A 22,066-nucleotide genomic window follows, 5' to 3' on the forward strand; every position below is an offset into this window, starting at 1 on the left:
TCCCGAATCTGTGCCTGGAACACGAGCAGGCTTGCCTTTGATGGATCAGGAGAAATTGCCCGTGATATACGGGATCATCGTCTGTGTACGTTTCAGACCGGAAAAAGATACAACTGTGATTTGTCGGCATCGTATAATATCGGAGCAAGATATTTTATCCGTGAAAATTTAAAACCCTTACCGGAAACGGAAAGGTCTTTGCTGGAGGCAAAAGTTCCTGCAGTAAAGCGTAGAACCTCATGTGTTTATGCAGATCTGAGAGAACTGATTTCAGAAATGGAACTGCGTAAAGCAGCATAAACACAGGCAGATATGCAGTGGATTACCTGTTATGTGGAAACCTGCCGTATCCGGCATGGAAGAAGCACATATCTGTGCAAAATCTAAATAACAGGCGTATCCGCCGATATTTGGTCTGCCGCTTAAAGCGGCCGGAAGCACGTGGCTTTAGTCATGTGAGGTTCACCTGAGTCCATACTTTGTGGCAATAAAGTTAAAAATTGCCGGAAGGTATGGTGATGCCATGTGGTATCAAAATGTAATTGCGACCGTGGAGATAAAATTGAGAATGTGATCTATTTATACAAGACATTTACGGAGGAGTATAAGGGCTAAATATCCCCATGACAGAAAGACTCCGAGAGTACAGAAAAAGAAAACGGGAGGAACGAAAAATGCAGGTACATTCCGTTCTGGAATCTTTACAGCAGGGAATCCTGATCTGCGATCAGCACAGCAGGATTGTGTTCTTCAATCAAGTCTACAGCGATTTCATCGGCGTTCCGCTTGAAACCGCGAAAGGTCATAAAATCACGGATTACCGCAAATCTGCCATTGCTCCGGAAGTCATTTGGAGCGGCATCCCGGTCGAGGGAATGGTGCGGAGAGAGGGAACGCAGGAATACTTTGCAAGTGTTTATCCGATCTGGGAAGAGCATCAGATCCGCGGAAGCATCTCAATTGTGACGAGTCTCGTACAGTTTGAAAAACGGGAATCAGAGGCTCACATGACGCTGGAAGAGCGGGTGCGCCGCTTTGAACGGCAGGAGATCCAAAATACGTTGTTGCTGTACGGACGGGATATGGAAGGGAAGCAAAAAGCGGCAAAGGAACTCGGAATTTCGCTGGCAACGTTATATAATAAAATCAAAGAATAAGACAGAAGGAGAATGAAATGCCGGAATTTCTGCAGCTTTGGGGCTTTGTGGTATTTTCTGTCTTTGCTGTAACAGAACTCACATAAAAGAGGGATCATGATTTCTAAAATTTTAGAAATTACGATCCCTTTTGTAGTATCTGCCCGGATATCGCATTACAATGATCTCAGATCAAAGAAAGCGAGGCCATAGAACATGAAAAAAATCAGAATCGGAAGCGGCGCAGGCTATGCGGGAGACCGCATTGAGCCGGCAGTGGAGCTGATGGAAAAAGGAAATCTGGACTACATTATTTTCGAGTGTCTGGCGGAACGCACCGTTGCGATCGGGCAGCAGGACAAAGAGAAAGATCCGTCGAAGGGTTACAACCAGCTGCTCGACTACCGAATGGAAAAAATTCTCCCGCTGATGGCGAAAAACAAAGTAAAAGTTATTACCAATATGGGAGCTGCCAACCCGGTATCTGCTGCAGAACGGACGTGTGAAATTGCCAGAAAACTGGGTGTCGGAGGATTGAAAATTGCCTGTGTGACCGGCGATGATATTACAGAAGAGCTGGACAAATATGAAAATGAGAAGGTGCTGGAGGATGGCACGCTGTTAAAAGAGAAAAAAGATGTTCTGATTTCCGCAAATGTCTATATGGGCGCAGAAGGCATCACAAAAGCGTTGAAAGAGGGCGCCAATCTTGTCATTACCGGTCGCGTTTCCGATCCTGCACTGACGATCGGACCGCTGGTATATGAGTTCGGATGGAACATTGACGACAACCCGGATCAGATGGGACAGGCGGTTCTGGCAGGCCATCTGCTGGAGTGTGCCGGACAGGTGACAGGCGGCTATTTTGCGGATCCGGGCTACAAGGATGTGCCGGATCTGTGGAAACTTGGATTCCCGCTCATTGAGATCGACGGGACAGGCGCATTTACCGTGACAAAAGTCGAGGGAAGTGGCGGACTGGTGAGCGTGGATACCTGTAAAGAGCAGATGATCTACGAAATCCACAACCCAAAGGCTTACCTGACCCCGGATGCAACAGCGGACTTTTCAAAGGTGACGTTCCGGCAGATCGGGGAAAACCAGGTTCGCGCCGAGCATGCGACAACGCATGGAAGACCGGAAACTTTGAAAGTGAGTGTCGGCTACAAGGACTGCTTCATCGGTGAGGGTGAAATTTCCTACGGCGGAAGCAACTGTATGGTACGGGCGGAGCTGGCGGCGGAGATTCTGGAGAAGCGGATTGAACTGACAGACATCGAGCTGGAAGAGTACCGTACTGATTTTATCGGATGCAATTCCCTGTATCGTGATGCAATTTCCAAGGAGATCGGAAGTGGAACTCCGTGTGAAGTGCGTCTCCGCGCCGCAGGCAGAACGAAAGACCGGAAAAATGCCGTTCTGCTGGCAAACGAGGTGGAGGCTCTCTATACCAACGGTCCCGCAGGAGGCGGCGGAGCAGTGAAACGGGTGTCCGAGATTGTCTCGGTCTGCTCAATTTTTGTGCCGCGCGATGCAGTAGAAGCAAAAGTTACATTCCGGGAGGTATAAGGCGATGAAATTAAAAGAGATTGCACATGCAAGAACAGGCGATAAAGGCGAGATCTCCAATATTTCGGTGATCCCATATGATGAGAACAATTATGAAATGCTGAAAGAAAAAGTAACAGAAGCACGCGTAGCAGAATACTTCCGCGAAATCTGTCACGGAAAAGTAACCCGCTACGAACTGAACGGAATCCATGCGCTGAACTTTGTCCTCGACAAGACACTCGGCGGCGGTGTCACAAGATCGCTGGCGCTGGACAAACATGGAAAGACACTCGGTATGGCACTGCTGGAAATGGAGGTTTAGGGCAATGGCAGAAGATTTTATGGCGGCTGCGGTAAAACGCGTAGAAGCACAATTTGCGAAAAGCGGCGTTTCCGAAAGCTGTGCAGCATTTGAAAGAAAAGACAGCCAGATCGAGATGCGCGATGGTGTGAAGCTGCATACAATCTATTATTTTCCAAGGGAAGGCGGATCAGGAGAAAACAAGAAATATCCCGTCATCCTGACTCGTACCTGCTATCCGGGCAACGACCGTATTCACCGTGCCTACGGCGAGGGACTGGCGCGCAGGGGTTATGTGTATGTCTACCAGTATTGCCGCGGCAGAGAGCAGTCGGAAGGAAAATGGGAGCCAAACATTAATGAGCGGAACGATGGCATTGACACCATGGATTACCTTGTGGAGCAGCCATGGTGCGAAATCTTAGGCTACTGGGGCCATTCCTACACAAGCATGACCGGCTGGGCGTTCGCTGATGCCGCGGAGGGGAAAGTTGCCGCAATGTTTCTGGAGGACTATGGAACGGATCGTTTTGTATCAGCCTACGAGAAGGGCTGCTTCCGCCACGATATCCTGACCGCATGGTCGATGGAAAATGCGGAAAAACCAGTGAATGCTGACTATCGCGAAAGCTGCCGTTATCTGCCGCAGATTGAAGTGGACGAGGCGCTGTGGGGACAGCGTGTTCCGTCCTACCGCGAATACATCACAAGCCCGAGCCCGGATGCGGAACTCTGGCAGACGGGCTGGTGGAAACAGTTGCGGGAAATTCCATCAAAAACGAAGGTTCCGATTTATCTTTTAAGCGGCTGGTACGATCATCACCACGGCAGCAGTATGAAAACGTGGGAGCGGCTGAACGAGGAAACAAAACAGCACAGCTGGCTCGAAATCGGCGCCTGGAACCACTTTTTCCAGATCTGCCTCGAGGGCAAAGAGGTGCTGCACCCGCAGAATGAAGAAATTCCAAAGATGCTGGAATGGTTTGAGCTGACGCTGAAACAAAAAGAAATCCCGACGCAGCGGATCCGTGCCTATGAAATCGGAGCGGACCGGTGGATTGACATCGTATCCGACCGACTGGGAGAAGAAGGAACTGCGGGAAACATGACGCTGTATCTGGATGAAAAAGCATTGCGGGCAGACGCGCCGGAACGGGAAAAAACGAGAAACTACACGTTTGACCCGGCCACTCCGGTCGAGAGTATCGGCGGAGAAGCCCTTCTGCATACGATGCCGCAGATCGGCAGCCATCTCCAGCCGGAACCGGACTATCGTGAGGATGTCCTGAGTTTTGTATCAGAACCGCTGGAAGAAACTTTCACGCTGAACGGAAAAGCTTCCGTCCGTCTGTTCGTGGAAAGTGATTGCGAGGATACGGCATTTACCGCTAAAATCATGGAGGTAACGCCGGAAGGAAAAGCGTACAACATTCGTTCCTCGATTGCAACATTGGAGCAGGGAAAAACGGAGGCCGGAGCCTATGAGGCGGGCAGCGTGGCAGAGGTACAGATTACTATGTGGAATATTGTATACACGATTCCAAAGGGTTCCCGCATTCGTGTAGATGTTTCCTCCTCCGACTTCCCGCAGTACCATGTCCACAGCAATCAGAAAGGGCTGTGGTCGGAAAAAACGGAAAATAAAATTGCACATCAGACCATTCATATGGGCAGAAAAGCTGCTTCCTGCGTGATTTTGCCGCTGATGAAAAAACAGTGAACCGTAACGGTAAAGCGGACATCGGGAAAAATCAAAAAGAAAAAGTAGCATAATCCATTCTTTTGTGATATAGTGGAAACACTATAGGTTTTGCGGTAAACCTAAAGAACGGCCCGCATTATAAAAACAAAATGAACAGGAGAAGAGTAATGGAGAAAAAGTGGTGGCACAAAACGGTCGGATATCAGATTTACCCGAAGAGTTTTCAGGATACCAATGGAGACGGCATAGGAGATCTGAAAGGCGTGATCCGTCATCTTGACAAAATAGAAAAACTGGGAGCCAATGTCATCTGGCTCTGTCCGGTGTTTGCATCCCCGATGGTGGATAACGGATACGATATTTCCGATTACATGGATATCGACCCGTCGTTTGGAACGATGGAGGACATGAAGGAGCTGATTGCGGAGGCAAAAAAACGCGGCATCCGCATTCTGATGGACCTTGTCGTGAATCATTCCTCTGACCGGCATGCGTGGTTTCAGGCGGCACTCAAAGATCCGTTTGGAAAGTACGGAAAGTATTATGTGTTCCGGGAAGGAAAAGACGGCAAAGAGCCGAACAACTGGCGGTCGATTTTTGGCGGCAGCGCGTGGGAGAAAGTACCGGGATATGATAAACTGTATTACCTCCACATCTTCACAAAAGAGCAGCCGGATCTCAATTGGGAGAATCCCAAATTGCGGGAAGAAATTTATGAGATGATTTTAAAATGGATGGATCTGGGACTTGGCGGATTCCGTCTTGATGCGATCAGCCATCTGAAAAAGAATTATCAGTACACCAACCTTCCGCCGGATGGACCGGACGAGTACAATATGGCGTTCGAGTATTTCAACAATGTAGACGGTCTTGCCGATATCTTGTGTGAAATGAAGGAGCGCACCTTTGCGCCGACCGATGCGCTGACGATCGGAGAGTACGATCACATGGGACCGGAGGATGTGGAGGATGTGATTGGGGAAAACGGCAGTTTCTCGTCCGTTTTCGATTTTTGTCACACCCTCGACAATGTGCGTAATCCGAAATGGGGCAATACCGTGGCGCTGTTTGACGATTATCGCGATCAGCTTTTTGCGGCACAGAAAATCGTGGATGGCCGCGGCATGCTCTGTAATTTCCTTGAAAATCATGACAAACCGCGCAGCATCGACCGGTTCCTGATGCCGGAGGATCAGAACCTCTACAGCGAAAAAATGCTTCCGGTCACTAATTTCTTCCTGCCGGGTATTGTGTTCCTGTATCAGGGACAGGAAATCGGCATGCGCGACGACCCGAAACAGTCCATTCAGGGATTCGTCGATAAACCGACCTTTGCTATTTACGACCGCCTGATTGCCGAAGGAAAAACGGATGCGGAAGCGCTCGAGCAGATCAACCGCGAGAGCCGCGAGCACAGCAGAACTCCGATGCAGTGGGATGCATCTGCCGAGGCGGGATTCACAACAGGTACGCCGTGGTTCCCGGTGAATAAAAACTATACGGAACTGAACTATGAGGCCGAGGAAAAAGATCCTGATTCCCTGCTGTGGTTCTACCGCAAAATGGTGGCGGTAAGACGACGTGAAGATCTGGAAGAAACCTTCCTCTACGGAACGCTGGTTCCGGAATACGAGACGGTAAGCGGCGTTCTGGCGTACCGCAGAAAGGATGAGAAGAATAATATTCTGATCCTTACTACTTCTCTTGCGGATGGCATTACATTGCCATTTACAGATACAATCGAAGAAGTACTTCTGAATAACTATGACACCTGCGAGGCAGGCGAGGAAACGATCCGTCTGCAGCCGTATCAGTGTCTGGTGCTGAAGGTGAAGGAATAATTGCAAAAACTAAAACAAAAACCGAAAAATCGGTCCCACAAAAGGAGAAGATCTTTTTGTGGGATCTTTTTTGTGGTACAATACAACAGAAAAAACTATTATGAGGTGTGGAATGGAAAGAGACGAAGACATAATGATGAGAGGAACAAAACAGGAAATGCCGGGATTCCGTTTTCGGCTACTCCGGCCGGAGAAGAAACGGGAACTGTGGAATCCGGATTTTGAACTTTTATTTCTGCTTCGTGGGAGTGGAAGAGTCAGCTACGAGGACGGGGAAGTTCACAATCTCCCGATGGGATCTATCTTTGCGATCAACCGGTTTCAGATCTGTGATCTGGATCTGGACGAAGACGGACTTGCCCTGTCGCTCTGCGTTTCAGCGGAGACGATTGCTTCATTTCACATTAAGCTGCTGAAATGTGAAGTCAAATGTCAGTCGTTTTTCTATATGGAAGATCAGCAGGAAAAATTTGATTTGATCCGGCGGGATATGGCACGGATCTTTCTTGAGATGTACAAGAATAATGAGGAACAACCGATCTATATGAAAAGCCGTGTGACGGCGCTTCTGGAGGATCTGCTTTCTTACTTTACATCCGGGGAAAAGGTGGAACAGGGCCGGGGCGGAAGGGAACGCATTCAGCGGGCATCAGACTATATTCTGCAGCATTGCCGGGAAGAGATTACGCTGGAGGATCTGGCGGATCATCTTTATCTGAGCCGTGCCTATATTTCACGGAGCTTTCCGTAGTATTTCGGTGTATCATTTCGGGAGTACGTGACGCAGGTGCGCCTGGCGCATGCCGTACAGGAAATGCACAGCGGCGCAACGCTGACGGAGATTGCCTATCACAATGGATTTGTCAATGAGACGGCGATGATCCGCGCATTCCGCAAATACCGCGGTATGACACCGAGCGAATACCGGAAGCAGATGGAATATACAGTAAAACAGCGTGAAAAGAAAGGAAAAGAGCGGGAAGAGGCGGCGGGAGACCATGATATTTTCCAGAGTCTCCTGCAGTATGCAGCGGTCACGGAGCAGGAGATTGAGACGATAAATGAGAGTGCCGTTTCCGTGACAGCGGCAGTAAACGGACGGAAACCAAGAGTGGCAGGCCACTGGAAGCGCGTGATCAATGCTGGCTATGCGGCAAGTGTGCTGAACCGCGAGGTGCAGGATGAGCTGGAACAGCTGGTGCAGGAGCTCGGCTATGAGCTGATCCGCGTAAAAGGAATTCTTGATGATGATATGTGCGTACTTCGGCGGAATATGTGGGGCGAGATTCAGTTCTGCTGGAACTATATTGATGAGGTGATCGATTTCATCCTTTCCACGGGAGCGAAGCCGTTGCTGGAATTCGGCCATATGCCGTTGCTGCTGGCAAAAACAGACCCGGGAAGAACGATGCGTCCGGCGCTAAGCAGCTCTCCGCGGGATCTGGCTGAGTGGCGCATGCTGATTAAAAACCTGATGGAACATCTAAGGGAACGGTATGGAATCAACCAGATGCGGCGCTGGATTTTCAACCCGTGGATCAGCGGAGACGTGATCACGATTGATGGAGGAGATGAGTTCTTTGGGACGTGGAAAGCATCGTACGAGGAGATGAAACGTGTGAGCCCGGATCTTGTAACATGTCTTTCCTTTGGTCTTGGACCGGAGGAACATCTCAAAGCCTTTATCGAAACTATGAAGGAAAAGGAATGTGTGCCGGAAATTTTTGCATTTCGCTCGTTTGGCACGGTGATCTATGGAGAGGAAGAGGAGAAAATGAATCTGATCCAGAACAACGAGAGCATCAATATGATTGTGAGCCGCGACCCGGATTTTCTGCGGAACCGCGGGGAGAAGGTAAAAGGTCTGCTGCAGAAGGCTGGGCTTGGTGCACTGCCGGTTCTGGTGGATGAGTGCAGCAGCAACATCTGGCAGAGGGATCTGTGCAACGATACCTGTTATAAAGCGGCATGGCTGTTTAAAAATCTTCTGGAAAATGAAGAGGCGCTGCAGGGAATTGCGTATTTCTCGGTCAATGACCGTTTGGATGAAGTATTTCCGGCGCGGGAAACGTATCATGGAGGTTTTGGGCTGTTCACGATGAACGGCATTCCAAAGGCGGTCTGCACTGCGCTGCGGCTGCTCGGAAGAATGGGATCTCGTCTGGTGAAGCGTGGGGACGGCTATTTTATCAGCACGGAGCCGGAGAAAAACCAAAGCCAGATTTACCTGTACAACTATGTTCACTACGATATGCTGTACCGCTACCGCCATGCCGTGAATATTTCCCGCACGGACCGTTACCGCGTATTCAATATGGGGGAAATCCGGACCTTTTCAGTGAAACTGACCGGACTGGAACCGGGAAAATATTGCCTGCGGCTGTATAAAGTGACAAAAGAGCACGGCAGCAGCTACGATGCGTGGGTGCGGATGGGAGCTCCGGAGCGGATGAACCGGATGGAGCGCGCGATGCTGTGCCACAGTGCGGACCCGGAATACCGTGTCTGGGAGCAGGAAACCGACCCGGAAGGCAGCCTCACGGTGCAGGAACGCCTGGAGCCGCACGAGACGGCGCTGATTGAGGTGGAGCAGATTCTGTAAAATCTTCAAAAAATTGCACTCGCGGTGGGAGAATACAGAGAAAGAGTGGAAAAAAAGCAACAATATAAGAAGATCTTGCGACAATTCGAGTAGAAAAGGACGAAAATATTGTTTATACTGAAAACAACATAAATGCTAAATTCTACAGAAAAGAGGTATTTCAAAATGGGGAAAATATTTGATTACGATGGCGTGCCGGTGCTGCATACCACATCCGGCGATTTAAAAGGTTATTTTTATGACGGTGTTTACATTTACAAAGGAATTCCGTATGCATACGCAGACCGTTTCCAGATGCCGGTTCCGTCCAAATGGGATGGCGTGAAGGATGCGACAAACTACGGCTTTGTATGCCCGCTTCAGAACCAAGATACACCGAACGGCGAGCTTATGGTTCCGCACCGCTACTGGCCGCAGGATGAGCACTGCCAGTCCTTAAATATCTGGACAAACAAACTTGATCCGGAAGCCAAAAAACCGGTTCTCGTATGGTTCCACGGCGGTGGATACGCAGCGGGATCTTCCATCGAGCAGGTTGCGTATGACGGCGTCAGCATCGCAAAGAAAGGTGATTCGATTCTTGTTTCTGTCAACCACAGACTGAATATTTTAGGATATCTGGATCTGTCTCCGTTTGGGGAAAAATACAAAAACTCCGCAAACGCAGGCCACGCCGATATGGTGGCAGCCCTGCAGTGGGTACATGACAATATTGCCCTGTTCGGCGGCGATCCGGAGAATGTAACCATTTTCGGCCAGTCCGGCGGCGGAATGAAGGTGATTGACCTGATGCAGATTCCATCAGCAGACGGCCTGTTCCAGAAAGGCCTTGTCATGAGCGGTGTTATGGAGGACGATCCGCTCGGCGCAGGAGAGAAAGACGGCACGGAGATTATTACGGCAATGATGAAAGCGCTCGGCTTTGACGATGTGGCTCAGCTGGAAACTGTACCGTATCCGCAGCTTGCTGCTGCATATGCAAAAGTGGCTCCGGCGATTGCACAGAGTGGCGGCTACATCGGCGGCGGCCCGAAAAAGGGCGATTACTTCTATGGAAATCCATTCGACGCAGGCTTCCGTGAGCATGCACATCAGATTCCGATGATGATCGGAACCGTATACGGCGAGTTCGCAACGTTTGCACCGGCAGCTTATGATAAGAACAAACTGACAGCGGAAGAGATTCTGGAAATCCTCAAAAAGGTTTATGGAGACAATGCCGAAAAGGTTCTGGACGCTTTCAAAGAAGCATATCCGGAGAAGAACGGCGTAGATGTTCTTGCCATCGACCGTGCAATGCGTGAGCCGACCGTAAAACTTGCCAAACTGTTCGCAAAAGGCGGCGGCAAAGCATATCTCTACAACTTCGCTCTGGAATTCCCGTTCCAGCACGGCAAGCCGGCATGGCACTGCTCCGATATCCCATATTTCTTCGGAAACGCAGATCTCGTAGAAATTTGTGGCATCCCGGATGTCAGCGATAAACTGGAAAGCGAAATCTTCGGAGCACTTCTTGCCTTCGCAAAGAACGGCACCCCGGATCATGCCGGACTCCCGCACTGGCCGGAAGTAGAAGCAGAGGATGCGGATACCATGGTGTTTGACCGCAAAACGGAAGTAAAACACAACTACGATGATAAAGTGTTTGCAGAGATCAACAAAGTTCTGAAACCATGGAGCTTTATGGACATGATGGCTGACAATATTCAGCATTAAAAAGAACGATTCGACGCGGCATAAGCGAAATCGGGATGGAGCTCTGAAATATTAAAAAATTAGAATAAAAAAACCGCCTGTTTGATTTGAAAAATAAAAAAATCAAACAGGCGGTTTTTTCTGAAAATTCGGTGCTTTCAATCACATCTAAAGTATTATTCTAACAGGGTCACGGAAGAAAAACCAGTAAAAAACAGATTGTACTGAAAAAAATACAATCTGTTTTGTTGACACACTTGAAAAAACATGATAATCTAGAAAATGCACTATTATGGCAAGATATGCCTAAAACCTTTTGTTCAGGCATGAGCGGTAATAAATATATTATAACACAAGGGGTGACAACGTCAATGGAGAAAAACAGAATACGTCCGATACCTACCGGAAAAAGTATGCGAATGAGTTACCAGAGACAAAAAGAAGTATTGGAAATGCCCAACTTGATTGAAGTCCAGAAGGATTCCTATGACTGGTTCCTGAGAAGCGGACTCAAGGAAGTCTTTGATGACATTTCACCAATCTCCGACTACGGCGGACGGCTGAGCCTTGAATTCGTAGACTTTACACTGTGTGAAGATGACGTAAAATACTCAATCGAAGAGTGTAAACAGCGTGACGCTACTTATGCGGCACCGTTAAAGGTAAAAGTAAGATTATATAATAAGGAAAAAGACGAGATCACAGAGCACGAAATTTTCATGGGTGATCTGCCGTTGATGACAGCAACAGGAACATTCGTTATCAATGGTGCAGAGCGAGTAATCGTCAGCCAGCTGGTACGTTCCCCTGGTATTTATTACGGCATCGCACATGATAAGCTCGGAAAGAGACTGTTCTCCTGTACCGTAATCCCGAACCGTGGAGCATGGCTGGAGTACGAGACCGATTCCAACGACGTCTTCTATGTCCGCGTAGACCGTACCAGAAAAGTTCCGATCACAGTCCTCATCCGTGCACTTGGAGTAAGCTCCAATGCAGAGATCGTAGAGCTGTTCGGTGAAGAGCCGAAGATTCTTGCAAGCTTCACCAAAGATACTTCCACCAACTATCAGGAAGGTCTTCTCGAGCTGTACAAGAAAATTCGTCCGGGCGAGCCTCTCGCAGTAGAAAATGCAGAGAGCCTCATCATGAGCATGTTCTTTGACCCGCGTCGCTATGACCTGGCAAAGGTAGGCCGTTATAAATTCAACAAGAAACTTGCGCTGCGCAGCCGTATCCGCAACCAGATCCTCGCTGAGGATGTTGTAGATCCGTCCACCGGTGAAATCCTTGCAGAAAAAGGCACCACCGTTACTCTGGAACTCGCAGACAAGATTCAGAACGCAGCAGTACCGTATGTATGGATTCAGACAGAGGAGAGAAACGTAAAAGTTCTTTCCAACCTGATGGTAGATCTGAAAGCATGGGTAGATGTTGACGAGGAAGAGCTTGGCATCAACGAGAAAGTATACTATCCGGTTCTGGAAAAGATCCTGGAGGAGAATACCGATATCGAAGAGATCAAACAGGCGATCAAACGTGACATCCACGACCTGATTCCGAAACATATCACAAAGGAAGATATTTTCGCTTCCATCAACTACAACATGCATCTGGAATACGGCGCAGGAAATGCCGATGATATCGACCACCTGGGCAACCGTAGAATCCGTGCCGTAGGTGAGCTGCTTCAGAACCAGTACCGCATCGGTCTGTCCCGTATGGAGCGTGTGGTACGTGAGCGTATGACAACACAGGACATCGACGGGATTTCTCCGCAGTCCCTGATCAATATCAAACCGGTTACAGCTGCAATCAAAGAGTTCTTTGGATCTTCCCAGCTGTCCCAGTTTATGGATCAGAACAACCCGCTTGGAGAGCTGACGCACAAGAGACGTCTTTCCGCCCTTGGACCTGGCGGTCTGTCCCGTGACCGTGCCGGATTCGAGGTTCGAGACGTTCACTACTCCCATTACGGAAGAATGTGCCCGATCGAGACTCCTGAGGGACCGAACATCGGTCTTATCAACTCTCTGGCATCGTATGCGCGCATCAACGAGTATGGCTTCGTTGAGGCTCCATACAGAAGAATTGACAAATCAGATCCGAAAAATCCGCGTGTTACCGACGAAGTAGTCTACATGACCGCAGATGAAGAGGATAATTACCATGTAGCACAGGCAAATGAGCCGCTGGATGCAGAAGGACACTTCCTCAACAAGAACGTTTCCGGACGTTATCTGGATGAGACCCAGTCCTACGAGCCGCACATGTTTGATTACATGGACGTGTCTCCGAAGATGGTATTCTCCGTTGCTACGGCGCTGATCCCGTTCCTTCAGAACGACGATGCGAACCGTGCGCTGATGGGATCCAACATGCAGCGTCAGGCCGTACCGCTGATGATCACCGATGCTCCTGTAGTAGGAACCGGTATCGAAGCAAAAGCAGCCGTAGACTCCGGTGTCTGCGTCGTTGCAAAGAAAGCAGGAACCATTTCCTACTCCTGTTCCAACGAGATCCGCATGAACAACGATGACGGAACAAAAGATGTTTACCATCTGACCAAATTCATGCGAAGCAACCAGAGCAACTGCTACAACCAGAAACCGATCGTATTTAAAGGTGACCATGTAGAGGCCGGCGAAGTAATTGCAGACGGTCCGTCTACTTACCAGGGCGAGCTTGCACTTGGTAAGAACCCGCTGATCGGATTTATGACCTGGGAAGGATATAACTACGAGGACGCCGTTCTTCTTAGCGAGCGTCTGGTACAGGATGATGTTTACACTTCCATCCACATCGAGGAGTACGAGGCAGAGGCCCGTGACACCAAGCTTGGACCGGAAGAGATCACAAAAGACGTTCCGGGCGTCGGCGATGAAGCCTTAAAAGACCTGGATGAGCGTGGAATCATCCGCATCGGTGCAGAGGTACGTGCCGGTGATATTCTGGTCGGAAAAGTAACTCCGAAGGGAGAAACCGAGCTGACCGCAGAGGAGCGTCTGCTCCGTGCCATCTTTGGCGAGAAAGCAAGAGAAGTACGTGATACTTCCCTGAAAGTACCGCACGGTGAGTATGGTATCATCGTGGACGCCAAAGTATTTACCCGTGAAAACGGCGACGAACTTTCTCCTGGAGTAAACCAGGCAGTCCGCATCTACATCGCACAGAAGAGAAAAATCTCTGTCGGCGATAAGATGGCTGGTCGTCACGGAAACAAGGGTGTCGTTTCCCGTGTACTTCCTGTAGAGGATATGCCGTTCCTGCCGAACGGACGTCCGCTGGACATCGTGCTGAACCCTCTGGGTGTGCCGTCCCGTATGAACATCGGACAGGTGCTGGAGATCCACTTAAGCCTTGCAGCAGCAGCTCTTGGATTCAACGTTTCCACTCCGATCTTCGACGGCGCAAACGAGAAAGATATTCAGGATACCCTGGAACTGGCAAACGATTATGTAAACATGGAATGGGATGCATTCTCTGAGAAATACAAAGATGTTCTGCTTCCGGAAGTATATCAGTACTTGGAAGAGCACCTGGATCACAGAGAACTGTGGAAGGGCGTTGACATCGCAAGAGACGGTAAGGTACAGCTCCGCGACGGACGTACCGGTGAGCCGTTTGATGGAAGAACCACCATCGGACACATGCATTACCTGAAACTGCATCACCTGGTAGACGATAAGATCCATGCACGTTCTACCGGCCCATACTCCCTCGTTACACAGCAGCCGCTGGGTGGTAAAGCTCAGTTCGGTGGACAGCGTTTCGGAGAGATGGAGGTTTGGGCTCTTGAGGCGTACGGTGCATCCTACACGCTGCAGGAGATCCTGACTGTGAAGTCTGACGATGTGGTTGGCCGTGTGAAGACATACGAAGCCATCATCAAGGGCGACAATATTCCGGAGCCTGGTATTCCGGAATCCTTCAAAGTATTGTTGAAAGAGCTGCAGTCCCTGGCACTTGATGTCCGCGTACTGCGTGATGACAATACCGAAGTTAAAATTATGGAATCAGTTGATTACGGTGATACCAATCTGAACCACATCATCGAGGGAGACCGTTACTCTGACAGAGAGGACGAGAGATTTGGTGACTATGGATTCTCCAAGAAAGAGTTTGACGGAGAAGAAATGGTAGATGTGGAAGAGGATGAAGAAGAAGACTCTTATCTTGATCTGGATGAAAGTTCAGATGATGACATGTAACTTGTAGATCTTCGCTTTGCGAGGAAAGGGGTAATCAAATGCCAGAAACAGCAAAAAAAGAAAATTACCAGATGAGCTTTGATGCCATCAAAATAGGACTTGCCTCCCCGGAGAAAATCCGGGAGTGGTCCCATGGCGAGGTAAAAAAACCGGAGACCATCAACTACAGAACGCTGAAACCGGAAAAAGACGGTCTGTTCTGTGAAAGAATCTTCGGACCAAGCAAAGACTGGGAGTGCCATTGCGGTAAATATAAGAAAATTCGCTACAAAGGCGTAATCTGCGACCGATGCGGCGTAGAAGTAACAAAATCCAGTGTGCGCCGTGAGCGTATGGGACACATTGAGCTGGCAGCTCCGGTATCCCACATCTGGTATTTCAAAGGAATTCCGTCCCGTATGGGACTGATCCTGGATCTGTCTCCGAGAACTCTGGAAAAGGTTCTGTATTTCGCAAACTACATCGTTCTTGATGCAGGCGATACCAAATTACAGTACAAACAGGTTCTGACCGAGAAAGAATACCAGGATGCCAGAGAGGAGTTCGGAAACAGCTTCCGTGCAGGTATGGGTGCGGAATCCATCAAAGAGCTTCTGATGGCAATCGATCTGGAAAAAGAGTCTGCTGAATTAAAGGCAGGTCTTAAAGATTCTACCGGACAGAAGAGAGCCCGCATCATCAAGAGACTTGAGGTTGTTGAGGCATTCCGTGAGTCCGGAAACCGTCCGGAGTGGATGATTCTTGATGCGGTTCCGGTTATTCCGCCGGATCTGCGTCCTATGGTACAGCTTGACGGAGGACGTTTTGCAACATCCGACCTGAATGACCTGTACCGCCGTATCATCAACCGTAACAACCGTCTGAAGAGACTGCTGGAGCTCGGTGCGCCGGATATCATCGTGCGCAACGAGAAACGTATGCTCCAGGAGGCAGTTGATGCCCTGATCGACAACGGCCGCCGCGGCCGTCCGGTAACCGGTCCTGGAAACCGTCCTCTGAAATCTCTGTCCGACATGCTGAAAGGTAAATCCGGCCGTTTCCGTCAGAACCTTCTTGGTAAACGTGTTGACTACTCCGGCCGTTCTGTTATCGTCGTAGGACCGGAACTGAAGATTTACCAGTGCGGTCTGCCGAAAGAAATGGCAATCGAGCTGTTTAAACCGTTCGTTATGAAAGAGCTGGTTTCCAACGGCACTGCACATAACATCAAAAATGCAAAGAAAATGGTCGAGAAACTCGAGCCGCAGGTATGGGACGTTCTCGAGGACGTCATCAAAGAGCATCCGGTTATGCTGAACCGTGCCCCTACGCTGCATCGTCTGGGTATCCAGGCGTTCGAGCCGATTCTGGTAGAAGGTAAAGCGATTAAGCTGCACCCGCTGGTTTGTACCGCATTCAACGCCGACTTCGACGGTGACCAGATGGCTGTCCATCTGCCGCTGTCTGTAGAAGCGCAGGCAGAGTGCCGTTTCATGCTTCTTTCTCCGAACAACCTGCTGAAACCGTCCGATGGTGGTCCGGTAGCCGTTCCTTCCCAGGATATGGTTCTTGGTATCTACTATCTGACACAGGAGCGTCCGGGCGAGAAGGGCGAAGGAAGCTTCTTCCGCGATATGAACGAAGCCATCCTGGCATACGAGAACGGATATATTACCCTGCAGACCAAGATTACCATCCGCTGCGAAAAAGAGATGGAAGATGGTACTGTAATGCAGCAGAACGTAAGCTCCACACTCGGAAGATTCCTCTTCAATGAGATTCTGCCGCAGGATCTGGGATACGTAGACCGTACGGTTCCGGGTAACGAGCTTGCGCTTGAGGTTGATTTCCTCGTTGCAAAGAAACAGCTGAAACAGATTCTGGAAAAAGTCATCAATACACACGGAGCTACCAAAACCGCAGAGGTTCTGGACTATATCAAGGCAACCGGATATAAATACTCCACCCGTGCAGCCATGACCGTATCCATTTCCGATATGACCGTGCCGCCGCAGAAGCCGGAGATGCTCGCCGAAGCACAGGCAACGGTAGACAAGATTACAAGAAACTTCAAACGTGGTCTGATTACAGACGAAGAGCGTTACAAAGAGGTTGTAGATACCTGGAAGAAGACCGACGATGCGCTGACAAAAGCATTGCTCGACGGACTGGATAAATACAATAACATCTTCATGATGGCTGACTCCGGAGCCCGTGGTTCCGATAAGCAGATCAAACAGCTGGCTGGTATGCGAGGACTGATGGCCGATACAACCGGACACACCATCGAGCTGCCGATCAAGTCAAACTTCCGTGAAGGTCTTCAGGTACTGGAATACTTCATGTCCGCACATGGAGCACGAAAAGGTATGTCCGATACCGCGCTTCGTACCGCCGACTCTGGTTACCTGACCCGTCGTCTGGTAGACGTTTCTCAGGACCTGATCATCCGTGAAATCGACTGTGCCGAGGGCAAGGACGAAATTCCGGGTATGTGGGTCAGCGAGTTCACAGACGGAAAAGAGCAGATCGAGAGTCTGCAGGATCGTATCACAGGCCGTTTCTCCTGCGAGACGATCAAAGACAAGGACGGCAACGTCATTGTAAAAGCAAACCATATGATCACCCCGAAACGTGCTGCCCGTGTCATCAAAGACGGCATCAACGAGAACGGTGAGCATTATACAAAAGTAAAAATCCGTACCATTCTTACCTGCCGTTCCGGTAACGGAATCTGCGCAAAATGCTATGGTGCCAACATGGCAACCGGCGAGGCAGTACAGGTTGGTGAGTCTGTCGGAATTATCGCAGCACAGTCGATCGGTGAGCCTGGTACACAGCTGACCATGCGTACCTTCCATACCGGTGGTGTTGCCGGTGGAGATATCACACAGGGTCTTCCTCGTGTCGAGGAGCTTTTCGAGGCAAGAAAGCCGAAAGGACTTGCCATCATCACCGAAATCGCCGGTGTTGCACAGATCAAAGACACCAAGAAGAAACGCGAAATCGTTGTTACCAATCCGGAAGACGGCGTATCCAAGACATACCTGATCCCTTACGGATCCCGTATTAAGATCGCAGACGGAACAGTTCTGGAAGCCGGAGACGAGCTGACCGAGGGTTCTGTCAACCCGCATGATATCCTGAAGATCAAAGGTGTACGTGCCGTTCAGGATTACATGATCCGCGAGGTACAGCGAGTTTACCGTCTGCAGGGTGTAGAAATCAACGATAAGCATATCGAGGTTATCGTTCGCCAGATGCTGAAGAAGATCCGCATCGAGGAAAACGGAGATACCGAATTCCTTCCGGGCGACATGGTAGACTTCCTGGATTACGACGAGACCAACAAAGCTCTGATCGCAGAAGGCAAAGAGCCGGCAGAAGGAAAACAGGTACTGCTTGGTATCACCAAAGCATCCCTGGCATCCGATTCCTTCCTGTCCGCAGCATCCTTCCAGGAGACCACCAAGGTTCTGACCGACGCTGCTATCAAGGGTAAGGTTGACCATCTGGTAGGCCTGAAAGAGAACGTTATCATCGGTAAACCGATCCCGGCCGGTACCGGTATGAAGTGCTACAGCAACATTCATCTGAATACCGACAGCATGATCGAGGAAGAAGAGGACGAGGATCTGATTCTGACCGAAGATCTTGAGGACGATGCTCCGGCAGCTCCGATGGCAGAAGCTCCGGTTGAAGAGCCGTCAGCTGAAGAGGAAGAGCCGATGCTCGACTTCGACTTTGAGGAAATGATTCCGTCAAAGGATGATACCGAGGAGTAAACCCTTCAACAAATAATAGCAAGGATTCTCCCACCTCTATAGGTGGTGAGATGAATTGCAAATAAGAAAGTTAACGGCAGTGGCGGGCGGAGAGAAATCGGTATCCCCCACTGACATGAGGCAAACCACAGTCAGCATTCTGCTGACATGTCAGACTCTGTGAAATTACCGACTGTGGATTGAAACAAGGTTAAAAAATAAATATGTCATTTGTGAAAAGCAGAGAATTTTCGGTTCGCCGGGGTCTCTGCTTTCCTTGTGTTTTCGGGAGCATTTTGTTACAATGGAGACAGAAAAGAGGGAAGCCTATGTGGATAAAAAAATTACCTGGCATCGTGGCAAATGCGGCGGTACTGATTCTGGATATATTTGTGATTCTGATGATTGCAGCGCTGTTTCTCCACCAGCAAACGGCGGGAGAGCGTGTGAAAGAGACGATTACGCGTTTTTCCACGACATCGGAGGAGTATTATTCCGAGGGAGAGGCATACAGCCAGAAGAGCGACCGGGTGCATACGTATGCGGTGAAAGAACAGTCTAAATAAGAGGAAAAGATGAGGTAAACTATGCTCCAGAAGTGGAAAAGAAAAGGAAAAAGATTCCGCCATGTGGAAAAAGACGGAGAAGAGACGACGGAGCTTTCTGTGAAAATACAGGCGGCAAAATTTCGTGATCTGCCGATGAGTCTGCGGATTCTGATCGTGAATCTCAGTCTGTTTCTGATTCTGTGCGCCGTATTTTTTATGGCAGGCGCGTATCTGTATGCGCCGCAGGCGGCAGGACGGAATTACGTGGAAGCATGCCTGGCAGGAGACTGGAACAGTGCATACGATGTATGCCAGTTCCCGGACAGCACGTTTCTGTCGCGGAAGAACTACGTCAATGCAATGACCTGGAAAGCAAAACAGGACGGCACTGACGGGCAGGAAACACCGGAGATCAAGAGCTTTTTCATGCGCAGAAAACAGAATCTTGAGACCGGGGAAAACAGGATTTATACTGTGCGGTACACGTTAAAAGGCATGAGCGACTCGCAGGAAGAAACATTGGAGATCGCCGCCGGGGATACCGTAAAATGGAACTTCAAAGAGTGGTACGTTGTGCCGAAAGACAGCTGCGTGACGGATGTCGAAATCACCGTCCCGGCGGATGCCTCGTTCTATCTGGACGGCGTGCAGGTCGGGAAAAAGTATTTAAAAGAGACAGCAGATAACGTCAGCATCTACAAAATCCCGTATCTCTTCCTCGGCGGCCACACCATTGAACTGACCGAAAAACAGAAAGACCCATACCGCGAGATCGTCCTCGTGCAGGACAACAGCAGCATGGAATTCCTGCCGGATTTAAAACTCAACGATTCCACCGGCAAAACCATCGCCGACCGCGCAGAAGAGTCCCTGGACAAGGTATTCACAGCCGCAGCCGCCGGAAAATCCTTCAGCACCATCAAAAATGAATTTTCCGCCGACACCGCCGTACAGAAAACCGCCAAAGAACAGTACCAGCAGCTCTGCGATGCCTACCTGAACAGCGACACCAACACCGGAATCACCAGCATCACCGTGAGCAGCGTCTCCACAACCGTAACCAACGAATCCAACCAGATGAAGATCGAAACCAACGTGACCGCTGCGATCGAGCGACGAACCCGTTTCCTCCATTTCTTCCGCAAAACCAAAATAGAGACCGTCACCTGGAAACTCGAGTCCGTTGTGACGCTGGAAAACGAAAAATGGGTGATGGGCAGCGATTTCCTGACTAAAATAGGACATGAGGCATAAGGTGTTTGCTTCCGTTGTTCTGGCAACGTTAAAACTTTGCAGTTACTCTTAAGCAGAGAGGATAATCAGGCTGGACAGGTGAAAGACCTGTGATTTGGTGGCAAAGCACCAGAAAGAAACCAGGTTTTTTAAAAGAGAGTGACAAAGAGTGATTTTGTATCCGCTTTTACCATGGGTGCAGAGTCACTCTTTTTTTGTGACAAGATGTTAAGAAACGATAAACATTAATTTACCAGAAGTGGAAAAATGTAAGAATTTGTGCCTTGCATCTTAGGTCAGATCACGTTATGATAGTAAGTAGAAAAATGTCGAAAAACGTTTGTGTTACGATGGAAGAAAGTTCCGCAAAGGGGCGGGACGATGGAGTATAAACAGATCATATGGAAAGAAAATCATTGAAACAGAGAAGAAAGCAGATGCGCCGCAGACAGATGATGCAGAAAGTATCACGGATTTCCCTGTGTGTGGTAATCGGCCTTCTTTTTCTTGCGCTTATCTGGAAATTTGCGGGAGCGCAGCTTGCGAAAAAAGGAATTGTACTGAGTAATGACACAGCCGCAAAGACGGTGAGCGAGACGGCGCCGGAGGCGGAGGACGGATCGGGAAATGCGGGAATTAAGAAGCTTGCGGAGACCACGCCGCCGAATGAGACGCCGGGATGGCAGTACAGCTCGTCGGGCTGGTGGTACGCAACGGATGCCACAACGTACTACGTCAACGGCTGGGCAGATATCGACGGAAACCAGTACCATTTTGATTCCAATGGTTACATGGCGACCGGCTGGAAAGCGATCGGCGGAAAAGGCTGTTACTTTGATGACCAGGGTGTTTACCAGCCAGACCGCAACGGCTCGATGATGGTAGCCCTGACCTTTGATGACGGCCCAGGCGTCTATACCAGCACGCTTCTCGATACGCTGGAGCAGTACGGGGCACAGGCGACGTTCTTTATGCTCGGCAGCAATGTGGAAAAATACGGTGCAGATGTGATCCCGCGCATGGCGGCGATCGGCTGTGAGCTTGGAAACCACTCCTATGCGCATCCGAATATGAAAGAACTGAGCACCGACGACGGCCTTGCCCAGTTCCAGATGACGGATGATCTGATCGCCCAGTACAACAACGGACAGGGTGCAACTGTCATCCGTTTCCCGTATGGAAACAGCACCGATGAACTGCTCGCATCTATCGGCCGCCCGAGCATCATGTGGGATGTCGATACCCTGGACTGGCAGACAAAAAATGTACAGGCAAACATCAGCGCCGTTCTCGACAGTGTAAGCCCGGGAGACATTATCCTGATGCATGATATCCACGAGACGACCGTAGAATCGTGTGCAACGATCGTGCCGGAGCTGATCAACCGCGGGTATGAGCTTGTCACGATTCATACTCTTGCAGCGGCAAACGGCGTGGATCTTGCAGCGGGAGAGACGTATTACGGCTTCCATGGCGGAACGACAAACGAATAGAAAACAGAAT

Annotated in this window: 13 protein-coding genes and 2 pseudogenes; all 15 read left to right on the forward strand. The window is 49.7% G+C overall.

Going from position 1 to position 22,066, the window contains the following annotated elements; genetic code table 11:
* Positions 1–300 (forward strand): annotated as a pseudogene (locus DW769_RS16695) (IS200/IS605 family accessory protein TnpB-related protein); the annotation flags it as partial.
* 374 nt (positions 301–674) lie between these two features.
* Positions 675–1,157: a helix-turn-helix domain-containing protein gene (locus DW769_RS12305; RefSeq protein ID WP_055220827.1), complete on the forward strand. Its 483-nt coding sequence runs from the start codon at positions 675–677 to the stop codon at positions 1,155–1,157.
* Positions 1,158–1,352: 195 nt separating this feature from the next.
* A complete protein-coding gene (locus DW769_RS12310; protein WP_117510445.1) occupies positions 1,353–2,705 on the forward strand; it encodes an acyclic terpene utilization AtuA family protein in 1,353 nt (450 codons plus the stop codon).
* Positions 2,706–2,709: 4 nt separating this feature from the next.
* Positions 2,710–3,009: an AtuA-related protein gene (locus tag DW769_RS12315; RefSeq protein ID WP_117510446.1), complete on the forward strand. Its 300-nt coding sequence runs from the start codon at positions 2,710–2,712 to the stop codon at positions 3,007–3,009.
* A gap of 4 nt (positions 3,010–3,013) precedes the next feature.
* Entirely contained in the window at positions 3,014–4,708 is a 1,695-nt protein-coding gene (locus DW769_RS12320; RefSeq protein WP_158579823.1) for a CocE/NonD family hydrolase, read from the forward strand.
* Positions 4,709–4,857: 149 nt separating this feature from the next.
* On the forward strand, positions 4,858–6,531 hold the full coding sequence (locus DW769_RS12325) for an alpha-glucosidase (RefSeq protein ID WP_118750439.1): 1,674 nt from the start codon (positions 4,858–4,860) through the stop codon (positions 6,529–6,531).
* A gap of 133 nt (positions 6,532–6,664) precedes the next feature.
* Positions 6,665–7,282, forward strand: a complete 618-nt coding sequence (locus DW769_RS12330) for an AraC family transcriptional regulator (RefSeq protein ID WP_147398858.1) — start codon at positions 6,665–6,667, stop codon at positions 7,280–7,282.
* Between the two features lie 15 nt (positions 7,283–7,297).
* Positions 7,298–7,453: pseudogene (locus tag DW769_RS17075) on the forward strand (helix-turn-helix domain-containing protein); the annotation flags it as partial.
* 12 nt (positions 7,454–7,465) lie between these two features.
* The gene (locus tag DW769_RS12335) at positions 7,466–9,133 is read left to right on the forward strand and encodes a GH39 family glycosyl hydrolase (RefSeq protein WP_279220888.1); all 1,668 of its coding nucleotides are present in this window, start codon (positions 7,466–7,468) and stop codon (positions 9,131–9,133) included.
* A 165-nt stretch (positions 9,134–9,298) separates the two neighbouring features.
* Complete coding sequence (locus tag DW769_RS12340; protein ID WP_117761434.1) at positions 9,299–10,849, forward strand: carboxylesterase/lipase family protein; 1,551 nt, start codon at positions 9,299–9,301, stop codon at positions 10,847–10,849.
* A gap of 350 nt (positions 10,850–11,199) precedes the next feature.
* Positions 11,200–15,039 carry a DNA-directed RNA polymerase subunit beta gene (rpoB, locus tag DW769_RS12345; protein ID WP_055227767.1) on the forward strand — a complete coding sequence of 1,280 codons (3,840 nt, stop codon included), beginning with the start codon at positions 11,200–11,202 and terminating at the stop codon, positions 15,037–15,039.
* A 38-nt stretch (positions 15,040–15,077) separates the two neighbouring features.
* A complete protein-coding gene (gene rpoC, locus DW769_RS12350; protein WP_117510453.1) occupies positions 15,078–18,803 on the forward strand; it encodes a DNA-directed RNA polymerase subunit beta' in 3,726 nt (1,241 codons plus the stop codon).
* A gap of 308 nt (positions 18,804–19,111) precedes the next feature.
* Entirely contained in the window at positions 19,112–19,348 is a 237-nt protein-coding gene (locus tag DW769_RS12355) for a hypothetical protein (RefSeq protein ID WP_055266947.1), read from the forward strand.
* Between the two features lie 21 nt (positions 19,349–19,369).
* Positions 19,370–20,584: a hypothetical protein gene (locus DW769_RS12360; RefSeq protein ID WP_117801344.1), complete on the forward strand. Its 1,215-nt coding sequence runs from the start codon at positions 19,370–19,372 to the stop codon at positions 20,582–20,584.
* 380 nt (positions 20,585–20,964) lie between these two features.
* On the forward strand, positions 20,965–22,056 hold the full coding sequence (locus DW769_RS12365; RefSeq protein WP_117761431.1) for a polysaccharide deacetylase family protein: 1,092 nt from the start codon (positions 20,965–20,967) through the stop codon (positions 22,054–22,056).
* Positions 22,057–22,066: the final 10 nt, after the last annotated feature.

This window comes from Blautia sp. AM29-29, assembly GCF_003480555.1.
GTDB lineage: Bacteria > Bacillota > Clostridia > Lachnospirales > Lachnospiraceae > Fusicatenibacter > Fusicatenibacter saccharivorans.

Bases quoted from the DNA above. Each gene is read 5' to 3' on its own strand.
- DW769_RS12305 (WP_055220827.1), top strand. From the start codon at position 675: ATGCAGGTACATTCCGTTCTGGAATCTTTACAGCAGGGAATCCTGATC.
- DW769_RS12310 (WP_117510445.1), top strand. From the start codon at position 1,353: ATGAAAAAAATCAGAATCGGAAGCGGCGCAGGCTATGCGGGAGACCGC.
- DW769_RS12315 (WP_117510446.1), top strand. From the start codon at position 2,710: ATGAAATTAAAAGAGATTGCACATGCAAGAACAGGCGATAAAGGCGAG.
- DW769_RS12320 (WP_158579823.1), top strand. From the start codon at position 3,014: ATGGCAGAAGATTTTATGGCGGCTGCGGTAAAACGCGTAGAAGCACAA.
- DW769_RS12325 (WP_118750439.1), top strand. From the start codon at position 4,858: ATGGAGAAAAAGTGGTGGCACAAAACGGTCGGATATCAGATTTACCCG.
- DW769_RS12330 (WP_147398858.1), top strand. From the start codon at position 6,665: ATGATGAGAGGAACAAAACAGGAAATGCCGGGATTCCGTTTTCGGCTA.
- DW769_RS12335 (WP_279220888.1), top strand. From the start codon at position 7,466: ATGGAATATACAGTAAAACAGCGTGAAAAGAAAGGAAAAGAGCGGGAA.
- DW769_RS12340 (WP_117761434.1), top strand. From the start codon at position 9,299: ATGGGGAAAATATTTGATTACGATGGCGTGCCGGTGCTGCATACCACA.
- rpoB (WP_055227767.1), top strand. From the start codon at position 11,200: ATGGAGAAAAACAGAATACGTCCGATACCTACCGGAAAAAGTATGCGA.
- rpoC (WP_117510453.1), top strand. From the start codon at position 15,078: ATGCCAGAAACAGCAAAAAAAGAAAATTACCAGATGAGCTTTGATGCC.
- DW769_RS12355 (WP_055266947.1), top strand. From the start codon at position 19,112: ATGTGGATAAAAAAATTACCTGGCATCGTGGCAAATGCGGCGGTACTG.
- DW769_RS12360 (WP_117801344.1), top strand. From the start codon at position 19,370: ATGCTCCAGAAGTGGAAAAGAAAAGGAAAAAGATTCCGCCATGTGGAA.
- DW769_RS12365 (WP_117761431.1), top strand. From the start codon at position 20,965: ATGGAAAGAAAATCATTGAAACAGAGAAGAAAGCAGATGCGCCGCAGA.